The sequence below is a fragment of the Streptomyces stoeckheimensis genome (assembly GCF_045822005.1).
In the GTDB taxonomy this organism is placed as follows: Bacteria; Actinomycetota; Actinomycetes; order Streptomycetales; family Streptomycetaceae; genus Streptomyces; species Streptomyces stoeckheimensis.
Map to the genome: position 1 here is coordinate 987,538 of NZ_CP169550.1, position 13,987 is coordinate 1,001,524.

Annotated in this window: 11 protein-coding genes and 4 pseudogenes; 12 read left to right on the top strand and 3 right to left on the bottom strand. The window is 68.9% G+C overall.

Annotation, left to right across the window (positions count from 1 at the left end; translation table 11 throughout):
* Nucleotides 1–18: 18 nt before the first annotated feature.
* Complete coding sequence (locus ACE1OC_RS04470) at nucleotides 19–1,173, bottom strand: aminotransferase class V-fold PLP-dependent enzyme (protein WP_407835887.1); 1,155 nt, start codon at nucleotides 1,171–1,173, stop codon at nucleotides 19–21.
* Nucleotides 1,174–2,044: 871 nt separating this feature from the next.
* Between ACE1OC_RS04470 and ACE1OC_RS04475 the strand changes: the two genes are divergently transcribed.
* The 3 genes and pseudogenes from ACE1OC_RS04475 to ACE1OC_RS04485 all read left to right on the top strand — a co-directional run bounded on the left by ACE1OC_RS04475 (nucleotide 2,045) and on the right by ACE1OC_RS04485 (nucleotide 3,577).
* On the top strand, nucleotides 2,045–2,782 hold the full coding sequence (locus tag ACE1OC_RS04475; RefSeq protein ID WP_407841478.1) for a glycosyltransferase family 2 protein: 738 nt from the start codon (nucleotides 2,045–2,047) through the stop codon (nucleotides 2,780–2,782).
* Nucleotides 2,783–3,061: 279 nt separating this feature from the next.
* A pseudogene (locus ACE1OC_RS04480) lies at nucleotides 3,062–3,289 on the top strand (class I SAM-dependent methyltransferase); the annotation flags it as partial.
* 30 nt (nucleotides 3,290–3,319) lie between these two features.
* Nucleotides 3,320–3,577, top strand: a complete 258-nt coding sequence (locus ACE1OC_RS04485; protein WP_266448761.1) for a hypothetical protein — start codon at nucleotides 3,320–3,322, stop codon at nucleotides 3,575–3,577.
* A gap of 600 nt (nucleotides 3,578–4,177) precedes the next feature.
* Here the strand turns inward: ACE1OC_RS04485 and ACE1OC_RS04490 are convergent.
* Nucleotides 4,178–4,597, bottom strand: a complete 420-nt coding sequence (locus ACE1OC_RS04490; RefSeq protein WP_266448307.1) for a TIGR03618 family F420-dependent PPOX class oxidoreductase — start codon at nucleotides 4,595–4,597, stop codon at nucleotides 4,178–4,180.
* An 865-nt stretch (nucleotides 4,598–5,462) separates the two neighbouring features.
* On the opposite strand from ACE1OC_RS04490, the gene ACE1OC_RS04495 reads away from it, so the two are divergent.
* The 4 genes and pseudogenes from ACE1OC_RS04495 to ACE1OC_RS04510 form a co-directional block, all read left to right on the top strand.
* Nucleotides 5,463–5,894 carry a hypothetical protein gene (locus tag ACE1OC_RS04495; RefSeq protein WP_407835888.1) on the top strand — a complete coding sequence of 144 codons (432 nt, stop codon included), beginning with the start codon at nucleotides 5,463–5,465 and terminating at the stop codon, nucleotides 5,892–5,894.
* Nucleotides 5,894–7,003 carry an MAB_1171c family putative transporter gene (locus ACE1OC_RS04500; protein WP_407835889.1) on the top strand — a complete coding sequence of 370 codons (1,110 nt, stop codon included), beginning with the start codon at nucleotides 5,894–5,896 and terminating at the stop codon, nucleotides 7,001–7,003. Before ACE1OC_RS04495 ends, ACE1OC_RS04500 begins: the two co-directional genes overlap by 1 nt.
* Nucleotides 7,004–7,029: 26 nt before the next feature.
* A pseudogene (locus ACE1OC_RS04505) lies at nucleotides 7,030–7,116 on the top strand (hypothetical protein); the annotation flags it as partial.
* 95 nt (nucleotides 7,117–7,211) lie between these two features.
* Nucleotides 7,212–8,204, top strand: a pseudogene (locus ACE1OC_RS04510) (amidohydrolase family protein); the annotation flags it as partial.
* A gap of 37 nt (nucleotides 8,205–8,241) precedes the next feature.
* Here ACE1OC_RS04510 and ACE1OC_RS04515 read toward each other — a convergent pair.
* A complete protein-coding gene (locus tag ACE1OC_RS04515; RefSeq protein ID WP_407835890.1) occupies nucleotides 8,242–9,096 on the bottom strand; it encodes a helix-turn-helix domain-containing protein in 855 nt (284 codons plus the stop codon).
* A gap of 566 nt (nucleotides 9,097–9,662) precedes the next feature.
* Here ACE1OC_RS04515 and ACE1OC_RS04520 point away from each other — a divergent pair.
* From ACE1OC_RS04520 to ACE1OC_RS04540, 5 genes and pseudogenes are all read left to right on the top strand, one after another.
* Nucleotides 9,663–10,745: a hypothetical protein gene (locus ACE1OC_RS04520; RefSeq protein ID WP_407835891.1), complete on the top strand. Its 1,083-nt coding sequence runs from the start codon at nucleotides 9,663–9,665 to the stop codon at nucleotides 10,743–10,745.
* The gene (locus tag ACE1OC_RS04525; RefSeq protein WP_407835892.1) at nucleotides 10,742–11,500 is read left to right on the top strand and encodes an ATP-binding protein; all 759 of its coding nucleotides are present in this window, start codon (nucleotides 10,742–10,744) and stop codon (nucleotides 11,498–11,500) included. Before ACE1OC_RS04520 ends, ACE1OC_RS04525 begins: the two co-directional genes overlap by 4 nt.
* Before the next feature lie 152 nt (nucleotides 11,501–11,652).
* Nucleotides 11,653–12,369: a WhiB family transcriptional regulator gene (locus ACE1OC_RS04530; protein WP_276565719.1), complete on the top strand. Its 717-nt coding sequence runs from the start codon at nucleotides 11,653–11,655 to the stop codon at nucleotides 12,367–12,369.
* Nucleotides 12,366–12,824: pseudogene (locus ACE1OC_RS04535) on the top strand (DUF2637 domain-containing protein); the annotation flags it as partial. The gene ACE1OC_RS04530 and the pseudogene ACE1OC_RS04535, both read left to right, overlap by 4 nt.
* 962 nt (nucleotides 12,825–13,786) lie before the next feature.
* Nucleotides 13,787–13,978 (top strand): hypothetical protein, encoded by a 192-nt coding sequence (locus tag ACE1OC_RS04540; protein WP_407835893.1) that lies wholly within the window; start codon nucleotides 13,787–13,789, stop codon nucleotides 13,976–13,978.
* Nucleotides 13,979–13,987 lie beyond the last annotated feature (9 nt).

A 13,987-nucleotide genomic window follows, 5' to 3' on the forward strand; every position in this document is an offset into this window, starting at 1 on the left:
GCTGCGGGCAGCGGCTGTCTAGCGGGTGAGGTCAGCCAGGCTGTTCAGTGCGGTGTCGATCTCGGCTGGGGTGTTGATAACCGAGGTACCGATCCGGGTGTAGGTCGAGGTGGACAGCCGCACGCGGCGGGTGGCGGCGTGGTCGACGACCTGCTGATGGGTGTGTCCGGCCACGCTGAAACAGGTGACGCCCGCTGACAGCTTCGCGTCGGCAGGGGTGTGCACGGTGACCCCGGGAATGCGGTTCAGTCCTTGCTTCACCTGCGTCGACAGCTGTGTGATGCGGGCGGCAACGCGTGCCCGGCCCAGCTGCTCATGCAGTGCTACCGCCACCGGCAGGGCGAAGGCATGCTCGAACGCCAGGAACCCGCCGGGCGACAAGGGCGCTGCTCCCCCGCCGCTGATGAAGCTCACGAATGTGGGCCGCAGCTGGTCGAGGACGTCCGGCGCCACCCAGACCAGCCCCGTGCCCCTTGGACCGAACAACCATTTGTGCGTACCGGCGATCACCACGTCCGCGCCCAGGCTGGCGGCATCCTCGTCGATCGCCGCCAGCCCGTGCACGCCGTCGACGACCAGCAGGCACCGGTCGGCAGGGCTCCGGCCTTCATTGGCTCGGCGCACCACCTCGGCCACCGCACGCACCGGCATCCGGAGCCCCGTGCTCGATTGCACCCAGGTGATCCCCACGACCCTGGTGTTCGGGCGAATCGCCTCACCGACCGCCGCTGCGATGCCGTCCGCCGTCGCGGTGGCCGGATCGGCGAACCAGGAGCCCAGCCGTAGCGTGTTGCCATGCTTGACGGCGGCCAGTCGGGCGGCGGTGCGATGGGCGATGTGGTCGTGCTCGGTCAGCAGGAACTCCTGTCCCCGACGGGTCACGACGCCGTTGTAGAAAACACCCAGCCCGATGCTCGTGCTCGCCGTCATCGCGATGTCCTCGGGTCGGCCTCCCAGATAGGCCGCGAGAGCCTGGCGTACCCGGGGCCATCCGGTAGGACCATCGGGCAGCGCCAGCCCGGTGGGCACCGAGAGAGGATTGGCGTCGACCTGTGCGCTCAAATGATCCACCGCATCCCGCACCACCTTCGGATGCGAGGCCAGATAGAACAACGCAAGGTTCACCCATCCGGGCTCCAGGCGAAACTGCGCCCGCAAGGCGTCCCAGTCCACGCGCCCGTCGACCGTAGCGACCGGCCGCTCCCGCGGTGTGTCCACCCCTGCCGCGCCGCAGCCGGGCACGAGGGTAACCGCCACCGCTCCCGCAGATCTTGCCAACAGACCGCGCCGACTCGTCATCGACATCCCGCACCCCTTTGCACCGCGACCGGCGAAGCGGTGGCGGAATAGCTGTCCGGTGCCCTTCTGGTGACGAGATTACCCAAAGTGGCCGCGGGTGCCGACGTCACCATTACCCAAACAGCCTCTATCGAGATGCCGCACAGCACCGACCACCCGAAAAGACCAGCCATCTTGCCTGGGGAGCACTCCGTCCTTGCTCTTCGCTGGTAGTACGTCGTGCCGTGTCCCGTTCACATCTGCAGCAGTGCCGAGGCCAGAGGAATTCGACCAGATCAGTCCCGGCGACCACACACGGCCACCAACCCGGGTGGACACTCGAAGAACTGGCGACGTTGAATAGGTGAGCTCACCAGCAGACCGGGTTGAGTCGTCAGCGGAGGGGGCTTACCAGTCCGTTCGGGGTGAGCGGCGTGGACGTACTTCACGGATACTTCGCTTGACGATCTTGTCCAGCGTCGTCGGCGGCCAAACCGGCTGCATTTCGAGCCCACTGGTACTCCGAGAGCCCAGTCCTGTATCGACGGGGCCGGACTCTCCGGCACGTCGGCACGGGACGACCGCGAGGGCGGCAGAATCCTCCGCCGCAGGAGGTCACCAACTGAACCCGCACGAACTCCACTTAGTTCGCTAGGCCGAGCCATGCCGTGCGAAGAGGTCGCCTTCCGCCTCGCCCACCCCGTACGGGGTGCCCTGTGATCAGATCATCCCGGCCCGCGACCGGCCCTGACCGCTCCACCGCGCCCTGCGCAGCCTCGCCCGCCAGACCTACCGCCACTTCGAGGTCATCGTCGTCCGCGACGGCGGAACTCCCGTCGACCAGGTGGTCACCGGCTGGCAGCACGAGCTGCCCATCACCCTCCTGGGCACTGACCAACCGCTCCGTGTCTCCCACGCCCGCAACCTTGCCCTCTCGCACGCCCGGGGCGAGCACGTGGCCCTCCTCGACGACGATGACGTCTTCCTGCCCCACCACCTCGCCGATGCCGCCGACGCCCTCCGCGACGGCCAGGCTGACGCCGTCTACGGCCAGGCTCTCGTCAGCCACACCTGGATCGAGGCCCTGCCTCGCACCCCTCACGGCCTGCCCCGCAAGGACTGCCCCTTCGACGCCGTCTTCCTCGCCGTGGCCAACACCATCCACACCGGCTCCCTCGTGATCCGCAACCCCGCCTCCACCCCGGTCCGCTTCGACGAGACCATGACCCACTGCGGGGACTGGGACTTCCTCCTCGCCCTCCACCACACCGCCGGCTACCGCTTCAACCGCCTCAACACCATCACCTGCATCTACCACCAGCTACCCCGCCCCGGCGCCGTCACCAGCGCAGCCCCACGCCCTTCTCCCGTGCCCAGACCACCGTCTACCAGCGGTGGCCCGCCCAGGACCGGCGCGAAGGCGTATCGGGAGTGGTTCCGGGAGTTCGACGACCGGATCGACGCGCGCGTCGTCGGCGACCTGCCCGTCGCCCCACACCTGTAGGAGCACGCCGTCCGCGGCCTCCATGCCACGTTCACCGCCGGACGCGGACCGGACCGTACCCTCCTCGACCGGCTGCTCCCGCCCCTGGGCCAGCGGAGCGGAGAGAGCTCTCCCGCGCCGACTGCCCCGGCGCTGTCCGGAGGCACCCGTGCCACGAGCTGACGCCCCGTACGACGGGTTAGTCGACACCTTCGCCCGCGAGGCCGCCGAGCCCCCTACAACGCCCATCACGACCGGCCCGCCATCCTCGAACTCCTCGGCGACGTACGAGGGCAGCACATCCTCGACGCCGGCTGCGGCCCCGGCCTCTACCTCGCCGAGCTCACGGCCCGCGGCGCCAACGCGGTGGGCATCGACCAGAGCGCCGACATGGTCCGCCACGCCCGCACCCGCCGCGGCCCGCACGTCGAAGTCCGGCAGCACGACCTCAACGAACCCCTCGCCTGAGCCGCCGACTCCCCCTTCGACACCGTCCTGCTCGCGCTCGTCCTCCACTACGTCGAGGACCGCGTCCGCACCCTGGCCGAACTCTCCCGCGTGCTGCGCCCTGCCGGCCGGATCATCGTCTCCACCAGCCATCCGACCGCCGACTGGCTCGTCGACGGCGGCAGCTACTTCGACACCGGACACGCAGAGGAGACCTGGTCCAACGGCATGACGCACCGCTACTGGCGCCAGCCCCTCCAGGCGTGGGTGACCGAGTCTCAGCGGCGGGCCTCGCCATCGACCGCCTGGTCGAACACCCACCCGCCGCCTCAATGCCCCACCAGCACCCGGCCGCGTACGAGAAACTGAGCTACGCGAGGGCCGTGCGGGCGGCGGCGACGGTTCCAGGACGCGCGTGCTGCAGGTCGCTGGGAATCCTGGCAACGGTGCTGGGTGCGCCGGCCATCGAGCGCGGCGCTCTCACAGGGCGGGGTGCCGCGCTCCTGGCCTGCTTCGGAGTGTTGCAGATTCTGTCCCTCTGGCGGTGGAGGTCCGCGGGACGGCCGCCCTCCCGCCCCGTTCACCTTGACGAGCGGTAACAAGCCCGGTCCCGCGCCTGCCACGGGCTTGGCCGTCCTCAGCGTGTCCGACGGGCGAGAGTTCACCGCCAAGGCGCGGATGTTCGATCACGCACATCCGCCGGATCGAGCCATGCCGCGTGAAGAGGTAGACGCTAGCCATTTCGTGGACCACATCGCTCATGGACCAATTCCGGGCGCAAGTACCGTCAGGAGATGGGGGTATGAGGAAGTGCGCCTCCCCGGGTACCCGCCATCGCAGAATGACGCCAGCACGGAAGCGACCTTAGCCGCCGACGAATTGAACCCACCCGGCAATCCAGACGGCCTACTATCGCAGCACTTAAAAAGCAATTCCACCCAACGATAAGAAGCTCACGCCCCAACCAGCTTAGGAGCGGGCGGGCAACTCAACCCTGCCCATGGTACGCACCGGGGTTATCTCCAGGACAACTCGCTCGGGGTCCGGAGCGGGCCGTCGTCCATAGCGATCCGCGTAACTGTTCACCGCACTGGAGACTTCGTCCTCAGCGGTTCGAACTTCCGCAACGCCCTCGATTGTCAGCCACCTTGGGCCTGCGACCTGCGACACAGCCACGCGCGCCTCACCTGGAAGCGCGGACAGAATGTTGCTGACCTTCACGCTGCTCTTTCGTGTAATGACGCGCGCGACACCCGCTCCGTGGTCGTATGTCACACCGACGGGTACAACGTGCGGGGTTCCATCCGGACGCAATGTCGTCAGCGTGGCGAGGTGGTACTCAGACCAGAAGTCCACGAAGGCATCGGTCTTGTTGATCGCGGTAGCCATGTCGCCAGGTTAATTCACTTCTGCATTCGGATCACTGCGAGCTATGTCACGTGATCCAAGATCGCTAATCCACACCCCACCCTGGCGTCCGAAAAAGGTCGTTTTGAGCGTTATCAACTAACCCCTTTCATTTCAGATTCATAACGCCCACAACAGAACGACATCCTCGCGTACCTGACAAGTGCTCAGTATCGTTCGGGCAGGTCAGAGGGCATGCATGGCAATTCATGCCACCTTGAAGCTTGATCACAACGAGCCGTCTTGATCTTGCTTTGATTTTGCAGCGTCGCCGCGATAGCGGGCTCGAAGATTTCCACGGCCCTCGCATGACGTACGGTTCGATCAAGCAAGCGGAACCACAGGTTCAGGGGCGCCCGGCGCCCCCGACCAACCCGCAACCCCATGGGGCGCGTGCATCGCACCTCCCCCTGACAGGGCGCGGAAGTAACCCGCCCTCAGAGCCGTTGAATGATCACCACGGACGGCTCCGCTTGGAGGGCATCAAGGGCGCGCGGTCGACCAGCCGCACCCCTCCCCTATGCACAGCACGACGATACCGAGCCGCGCCCCCACTGCCGTGGCATCCGGCCCGCGTATCGAACATACGCACGATTTTGGTAGTGACCGGCCTCCGCCTTCGCAGGGCGCGGCGGTCGGCACGCCGACTGACGAGGGACCTATGTGGTGGCGAACCGGGGAAACAACGCTTCCCCACAGCAGACTTGATCGCCCGGCACGTGCCTGGCCTCTCCTCCGACTGGATACTTCGCGTCCGCGAGGGCGTGCTGACCGACTGACAGACCGCCAACTGCGCAGGCGCGTACGGCGGGAGCTGCAGGAGCTCGGCATCCAGCCTCCGCTGAGCGTGGACGAGCTCCGGATGGCGCTCGCGGCTCAGCGCGGCCGTCCCATCGTGGTGCAGCAGAAAGCGCTGCCAATGCCGGGACCGCTGGGCTTCTGGATCGATCACAAGCTCGCCGACATCATCGTCGTTCAGGAGCGCACCACGAAGCTCCACCAGGACCACATCGTCCTGCACGAGCTGTGCCATCTGAAGGCCGATGTCTCGGAGGCAACGCCCTGGGAGTCGCTTGTATCGGGCAGCGAGACGGACGGCGGGCATCAGCTCTTCCAGCGGTGCTCCTACGACAACACCGAGGAGTGCCGGGTGGAGAAGGCAGCCACGATCATCATGGAGTGGGCGTCCGTGCTGGAGCAGGTAGGGCCACCGCCCGCTGCTGATCCCTCCGTACGGCGCGTCAATCTGGCGCTGGGTGACCGGCAGGGGTGGCTGTGATGACTGTCCTGTTCCTTCTCGTCCTCGCCGCTGCCGTGGCGTGGAAGGTGTACCAGCTTACGAAGGCGCCCCGCGACGGGGCCCTTCGGTCCGTGACGCTCTGCCTGGTGTGCGCCGCCCTCTCTTACCCGGTGGCCATGCCGGGAGGCGCGAGTGGCGTGGACACCGTCGCCGGCCACGGCGCGGCGAAGCTTGTGCAGAACTTGCTGCTGCTCGGCACGGTGTACTTCCTGATGTGCTTCTACCTGTATTCGTCGGCCGATCGGGCGACCAGCAGGCGGCGGGCGCGTCTGGAGGCCGTCGTCGTGCTCGGTGTCGCGGTGGTGCTCGTCGTCGCGGCCACGACCGTGCCGCATGAGACCTTCGCCGGCAGCTTCTCGTCAGCGGATATGACGATCACGCAGCTCGCCGCCTTCTACGGCATTGCGGGGCTGTATCTCACGTACGCGCTGGGCGCGGCGGGCGTCTGGACCGTTCGCTATGCCCGGCTCTCTCCGCGCCCGCATTCCACAGGGCTGTGGATCACGGCGGTCGGGCTGCTGGCCATGGCCGCGGCCTGCGCGGTCCGGGCGGTCTTCGTCGCAACCCGCTGGCAGGGCGGCACCGTGCCGAAGGGCCTGATGGCTTCGGTGGCGATGCTGCTGGTCGTCTCCATCCTCCTCTTCGTCGTGGGGGTCTCTTACTCCGGTGCCCGCAGCCGCCTCTCGGCACTCCGGGTGTGGAGGCAGCACCGGCGCGGGTACCACCGGCTGGATGCGCTGTGGACTCTGCTCTCCACCCGGTTCCCCGAGACCGTCCTCGCCTCGCGGTCAACCCTGCTCGAACGGTGGGGTGTGCGTGGCGTGCACCGCCTCTACCACCGCCGCGTGGTCGAGTGTCGGGACGGGCTGGTCCGCATCAGCCCGCTCATGGGCGACCTGACCCCGGAGGAGCTGATGTCCATGGACGCGAACGTCCTGGCCGACCGTCTCCGCGCGGCAGCCGCTGCCGACGTCCACACGCGCGAGGGAGCCCAGCCGGTGATCCCACTGGCCGTGCCCCGGACCGACAGCCGCGGCGCTGACGCCGCTCACCTCTTCGCGCTCTCCGACGCACTCCGCGCCGCCTGACCACCCCTCATGGAAAGAGACACCCGATGCTGATCACAGCCGGCCGCATCCTGACCGGAGACGCCGAAGTAGCCGACGGAGCCGTGCTCGTACGGGACGGCGTCATCACAGCCGTCGGACCGCGGGCAGACATCGAAGCCCAGGCCGACAGCGGCGAGCTGCGGCACGACTTCCCGGACTCCACCCTGCTGCCCGGCCTGATCGCGCACACGTCCACCTCGTCTTCGACGCCGGCGCCGATCCCGTCGCCACCATGCAGGAAGCCAGCGACGAGGACCTGCTGGACGGCATGCGCAATCGCGCCGACCAGCTGCTGGCCACCGGCGTCACCACGGCCCGCGACCTCGGCGACCGGAGCGGCCTCGCCCTGCGCCTCGCCCAGGAGATCGCCGCCGGCAACTCGGCAGGCCCCCGCATCATCGGAGCCGGAGCACCCATCACCCCGCCGGGCGGCCACTGCTGGTTCCTCGGCGGCGAAGTCTCCGACGCCGAAGAAGCCCGCGCCCTGGTCCAGCGCAACGTGGCCGCCGGCGCCAAGGTCGTCAAGGTGATGGCCGGCGGCGGCGGACTCACCAAGGGCGGAGCGCCCAGCTGGAAGAGCCAGTTCGGCGCGGAGGAACTCGCGGTCGTCGTCGAGGAGGCCCATCGGGCCGGCCTCAAGGTGGCCGCCCACGCGCACGGCACCGACGCCATCGCCGACGCGGTGACCGCCGGCGTCGACACCATCGAGCACTGCACCTGGATGACCGAGGACGGCTTCGACCTCCGCGAGGATGTCCTGGCGCAGATCATCGAGAAGGGCATCTACGTATGCCCTGCCGTCAGCCCGCACTGGCGGATGCTCCCGCGCTTCTTCGGCGAGGAGAAGGCAGCGGCCATGTTCGCGCTCGTACGGCAGATGGCCGAGGCCGGGGCCCGACTGATCGCCGGCACCGACGCCGGAGTCCAGCGCGCCGGGTTCGACGGGATCGTCGGGGCCCTCGGCTTCTACGAGCACCTCGGGGTCTCCCACGACCGGATCCTGGCCATGGCCACCACCGACGCCGCGGCAGCCCTCGGAGTGGGCGAGCAGACCGGCCGTGTCGCACCCGGCTACACCGCCGACCTCCTCGTGGTCGACGGCAACCCGCTCGAAGACCTGACCGCCCTCAGCGCGGTGCGCGCCGTGTTCGCCAACGGCCGCCAGCACCAAGCCGCGTAACCGGGCACACGAACGAGCGGGGCTCCGCCCGGCGCCACTAGGCGCTGGGCAGGCCCCGCTCTTCGATTTCCGCGACCATTTCGTTGATCATGGCCATGACCTCGGTGGGCAGCCCCTCGGGCCCCATCTGTCGGCCTTTCAGGCCTCGAATACTGCCGGACTTCACGTGCGCGAGGAGCGTTAGCCCCTCCGCCACCTGCTGCTTGACCACGTCTCGGCTACGGAAGAAGAGGGCGCTGACGCCGAAGGCGGCCGACAGCCCCTCCAGCACCGGCGGGGACGCCTCGGTCACCTCGCCCGTCCGCAGGTCCGCCACACCGCCAGCGGAGATCACCCGCGCACCGACGTACTCGTTCACCGCGCTAGCGATGTCAGCATCCGAGGGCGGCACTTGATCGTCGCCCGGGTTGTCCAGCAGATACCGCATCTTGTCGGCAAGACTCGTGGGCACCTCGGGATGAGGCTCGGGCACATCCACGCCGAAGGAGCGCTCCTGGGCCGCCATCAGCTGCTCGACGCTCACGCCGTACGCCTTGGCCAGCGGCTCCACGTAGACGCCCGAAAGCCTCCGCTTGGCTCGCTCCGCGTTCGCGACCGGGCCGGCGGATTTGGTGCCCAGGAGTGCCGGGACCTCGTTCTGGAAGTAACCCGCATCGGCACGCAGATCGGCCAGGGTGGGCAGACCGTCGCGGGGGAACAGCTCGCCGAGCGACTGTCCCAGCGCGCGGGCGAGAGCCGGAAGTCTCTCCGGATCCGGGTGGCTCGTGCCTCTCTCCCACGCGGTCACGCTGGTCGCGTGGACTCCCACGGCGGTAGCCACGGCCTCCTGCGTCAGCTCGGCGGAGCGACGGAGCGCGCGTACACGCTGTCCATCGAAGATACGTGCCGGCATGCCCCTCCATCCCTTCCGTACTGTCCTGGGTTCACTGTATTCAGGAAACCTAGTTTTAGCCACTTGTGCGGTTCGCCGAACGCAGATAACTTCGACTCGACGAACGGTACCGGCCGCCGGCCAGGTCGCCTAGCCCTCGTGACTGTCTTGTCACCCGAGGGATCGGCACAGGTCAGGACGCATGTCGTGACCTGTGAGGAGTTCTAGAGCGAAGTCTAGGTATTCCGGCAGGTTCTACGTATGTTCGTCGTCGCCCGCCGGTCACCAGGTCCGGCGGAAGACTCGGAGGGGGACTGGATGCGCAGCGGATGGATCTTAAGGGCTGGCTGAGCCCGGAAACAGCGACGGCGCCCGAGAGCGGGAACTCTCGGACGCCGGACGCTTCTGGCAGCACAACCGCCCACGAATGAGCGGACAGCCACCCAACATCGCCGAACCGGACCTTCTCACGGGCACACCGGTACGGCGGGTCACACCAGAGGAGAGTGTCGCATGGCGACCGCCCCGCGCAAAAGACCGGAGCCTAAGGCCGACCCCGCAACTCGCGATCAGGGTGGTGTCGCCTAATGGCCCGCATCCGCACGATCAAGCCCGAGATGTTCTGGTCGGAGGACCTCGCTGCGTGCGACGTCACCGCGATGGTGACCTTCCAAGGACTGCTCACCCAGGCCGATGACAGCGGACGGTTCCTTGCCCACCCGGCGATCATCGCCGGACTCGTGTGGCCGCTGCGTATCGAGCACACTCCCGCCCACGTGGCCAGGGACCTCGACCAGCTGGCGGCCGTCGGCATCATCTGCCGCTACACCGGGTGCGACGACAAGGACTACTTGCACGTCGTGAAGTGGGAGAAGCACCAGAAGATCGACCGGCCCTCCGCGTCGCGCATGCCGCGGTGCCCCGTGCACCAGGCTCAGCGCCTGTGCAGCGAGTGCGGTAACGCGGCCTGCCCCGCCTCCTCCTCACCCGCCATGGCGTCGGCGCCGACCACGGCAGCCGGGCTTGCCGGTAGCGCCTCGCAGGATTCGACGAGTACTCGTCGAATACTCGATCAGCCGGTTTCGACCGATTCTGTGCCTGCAGCGAAGCCGGACCCCGCACCCGTCGGCTTCGGTACGGCCCCGGGACCCGCCTCGAGAGCCCTCCAGGAACCGCTTTCTGACCTGCCTGAAGAAACCGCAGGTCAGAAGGCATTCGACGAAGGCTCGACACAAATACGCGAGGGCTCGTCGTCTGGATCTAGGATCTTGGATCCTGGATCAGTACCTACGGGGCGCCAGGCGCCAGCGCCTGGCAGCTTCTCGGAGAAGGCGTCCGCCAAGGACCTGGTGGCCGAGTACGTAAAGGGCTGCAGGCAGAAGCCTCCGAGCGACACGCGCGGGCTGCTGGGCCGGAAGATCAAGATGCTCCTCGACGAGGACTTCGCGCCCAGCGACATCCGCGCCGCCATGGACCTGCTGCGGGACAAGGGCCTGCATCCGAGCGTCCTGCCCAGCCTGGTGAACCAGGTCGTCAACGCCTCACCGCAGCACGCAGGCTCGACGCCGTCCTCCGCCTCCGGCGCGGGGCCATGGGCCAGCACCGGATCCACCTACACGCCCTACTTCAACCCGGCGCCCGCGCCCACCACGTTCGGAGGAAGCCTGTGACCCGCGCCCGTCTCGCCGACCCGCAGCCCGCCGTCTCCGACCGCCTGCAAGCCCGCCTCGCAGCGCGCCTCACCGAACGCGGCATCGACCCGGCCGCCCCGATCCTGGCGAACACCCCGGAGCCGATCCCCGCCCTGGAGGCAGCCCAGCGGCGCATCCCGTACGACTACCGGGACGCGTTCGCCGATCACCCGGCGGTCACGGCCTGGGTGCGGACCATCGCCGAGGCGGCGACCGCGCCGCACACAGATGACCACAACCCCCACTGGGGCAGCGGCGGGCGCCGGGTGATCGCCCGCGGACCTTCGCTGCTGCTGTGGGGCAACACCGGAGCGGGCAAGACCCGCCAGGCGTACGGGGCGATCCGCTCCCTCACCGCCGCCGGGTGCGCGGTCCGCTGGCACGCCGTCAAGGCCGTCGACCTCTTCGGGCAGATGCGCCAGCGCAGCGGCGTGGACGTCGAATGGCTGCTGCGCGATATCGCCCGGGTGCCGCTGCTGCTCCTGGACGACCTCGGCGCCGGCAAGTCCAGCGAATGGAACGAGGAGATCACCTTCCGGCTGCTGGCCTGGCGCGGCGAGAACCACCTCCCGACGCTGGTCACCACCAACCTGGCGCCGATCCGCACCGAGCGCACGGACCCTCGCCAGCCGGTGCTGCGCGACAAGGTCGGAGACCGGATCCTCTCCCGGCTGTCCGGGATGTGCACCCCCGTCGAATTCGACGGCCCGGACCGCCGCTTCCAGCGCGCCTGACCGGCCCCTTCTCCTCCCTCTCCCTTTCGGTGCGGCCCCGTAGCCGCTCCCCCTGCCCTGCCTCGCCGCTGAGCCGCACCCACACCGCTTCACCGCTGGTGTGCCGCGCTGCCCGCCCGCCGGCCCATGAGGCGTACCCGGAGAACATCCCCATGCGCTACATCACCACCAACACCCCTTCCACAGACCTCCACGGCGTCGCCGATATCAGCTGGCACGCCCGAGCCGCTTGCAACGGAGTCGACCCCGCCACAGCGGACGAGCTGTTCTTCCACACGCCCAACGACGACTACGCCATCGCGGAGGCGAAGGAGATCTGCAGCTGGTGCCCGGTCCGCCGCGAATGCTTCAACTACGCCTTGGACAACGAGGTCAAGGAAGGCGTCTGGGGCGGCCTGACGGAGAGCGAACGCCTGACCTGGCACGACCAGGTTGAGAACCGGCTGGACTACAGCCGGGTGAAGGCAGCGATCGAGGGCCGGGACGTCCAGCTGAGCCGGCTGGAGCGCAGGACGCTCACCCGCTACGCGAGTGCCCAGGGCTGGAGCCCGAGTCGGCTCGCCCACACCCTCCAAGTCGGCGTCGAGTGGGCCCGTGACCTGCTCCGGGTGGAGGCCCGCGCCATCGAGAACCGCGACAACCACAACCTCGCGTCGGATCCCAATCCTGCGGAGACCGCCCGGCAGGCCGCCCTCGACGGGAAGCAGCCCCCTCGCTCCGGCCAAGCTCACGACGGTGACGGCCCCGAGCGTGACCGCAGTCTTCCCCGCAAGGACAGACGGGGCAAGGCCGTGAAGCAGAAACCGAAGCCGGTGGCTCGTCACGTGCAGACCCAGGCCCTGATCAACAACCTCCGAAAGGCAGTATGACCACCCCCGGCACGGGCCCCAGGGCCACGAAGAGCACCGAAGCCGCCGAGCGGTTCACCCTCGCCGCCGCCGGAGCTGTCATCGCAGCCCTCACCGCCGCCGCGTTCTGGCTGTCATACGCACACCTGGCCGAAGTGGCCGGGCAGCACGGCCTGGCCAAATCGCCCGAGCGCCAGTGGGCCTGGCCCGGCACCTTGGATGCCTTCATCGTCATTGGTGAACTGCTGATGCTGCGGGCGGGGCTGCGCAAGGTCACCGACTGGTGGGCTGTGGCTCTCACCGCCATCGGATCGGTCGGCTCGATCGTGCTCAACGTCGCAGGCGTGAGCGGGACCGGCACCGACCCGGTCCCCGTGCTGGACTACGTGGTCGCCGCTGTCCCGCCCACCGCCGCACTGCTCGCCTTCGGCGTGCTGATGCGACAGATTCACCAGCACGTCGCCGCACCCGCAGACGAAGCTCCGCTCCCCACGGAGGACGTCCCCGAGGGCGAGATGGCCGTCCGGACAACCAGTGGGGACCAGCCGTCCGCACAGTCAGGGGACCGCAACGGGGCCGCGGTCCCCGCCGGCGGGGACCATCGCGCGGGAGCACGTCCGGGTGGGGACCGGACGAGCACGGTCCCCGGGAAGAGCCACGGTCCCCGACTGGTCCCCGACCCGGCGGTCCCCACAGGGGCCGATACGGAGAAGGCAACGGGGACCGTCCCCGACCTGAGTACCGGGGACCGCCACAACGGGGACGGGCCAGGCACGGTCCCCACAACGACCCCCGGTCCCAACACGGTCCCCGGTACTCAGGTCGGGGACCGTCCCGGGACCGTCACCCCTGCGGGGATCGGCAACGAGCCCCGCACGGTCCCCAACCCGGTCCCCAACATCAAGGCCACCAGCGGGGACCGACCGGGGCACGCGCCCGCAACGGTGCGGAACAACGGCGTCAGCGGGGACCGTACCCGCCACGACCGCAGCTCCTCGGTCCCGGGGACCGGGGACCGTCAGGGGACGGCCCCCGGGACCGAGACGGACGGTCCCCGTCCCCACCCCGCACCGGACGGGGACCAGGACAAGGCCGGGGACCGTGACGGGGACCGGGGCAGCGCCGACCCCGAGGACCCGCCGGCGAACCCGCGCCGGGGACCGGTCCCCAAACCGAAGCGGGGGACGGGGAACCGCGTACCGGACCGGTCCCGCACCGGACGGGGACCGAGGTCCCGTCCCCGCCTCACCGAGGACGAGATCGTCGACCGGCTGCGTCCCCACGTGCGGACCGCACTTGAACGGGACGGCAACGAAGCGGTCACCCGCGTGCAACTGCGAGCGATCATGCGCGCCCAGCAGATCCCCATCCGCAACGACCGCCTCACCCCAGTCCTCGCCCGACTGCGCGACGACAACACCAAGACGAGGAGCCCCCGATGAAGACCTGCCCCCGCTTCACCCGCATCCGCGCCGACTTCGAGCGGGACATCCACTACCTCGGCAACCACGCCACCCGCCACCAGGGCACCGCCCCGGCGAAGGCCAGCGCCCGGACCGCGCTCGGCACCAAGCAGCGAATGGCCAAAGCCCTCACACGGCACTACGAGCACTGCCTCGAATGCAGCTAAACCACCCAT

Excerpts from the sequence above, each read along its gene's own strand:
- ACE1OC_RS04490 (WP_266448307.1), bottom strand. The coding sequence starts at position 4,597 with ATGGCTACCGCGATCAACAAGACCGATGCCTTCGTGGACTTCTGGTCT.
- ACE1OC_RS04500 (WP_407835889.1), top strand. The coding sequence starts at position 5,894 with ATGACTGTCCTGTTCCTTCTCGTCCTCGCCGCTGCCGTGGCGTGGAAG.
- ACE1OC_RS04515 (WP_407835890.1), bottom strand. The coding sequence starts at position 9,096 with ATGCCGGCACGTATCTTCGATGGACAGCGTGTACGCGCGCTCCGTCGC.
- ACE1OC_RS04520 (WP_407835891.1), top strand. The coding sequence starts at position 9,663 with ATGGCCCGCATCCGCACGATCAAGCCCGAGATGTTCTGGTCGGAGGAC.
- ACE1OC_RS04530 (WP_276565719.1), top strand. The coding sequence starts at position 11,653 with ATGCGCTACATCACCACCAACACCCCTTCCACAGACCTCCACGGCGTC.
- ACE1OC_RS04540 (WP_407835893.1), top strand. The coding sequence starts at position 13,787 with ATGAAGACCTGCCCCCGCTTCACCCGCATCCGCGCCGACTTCGAGCGG.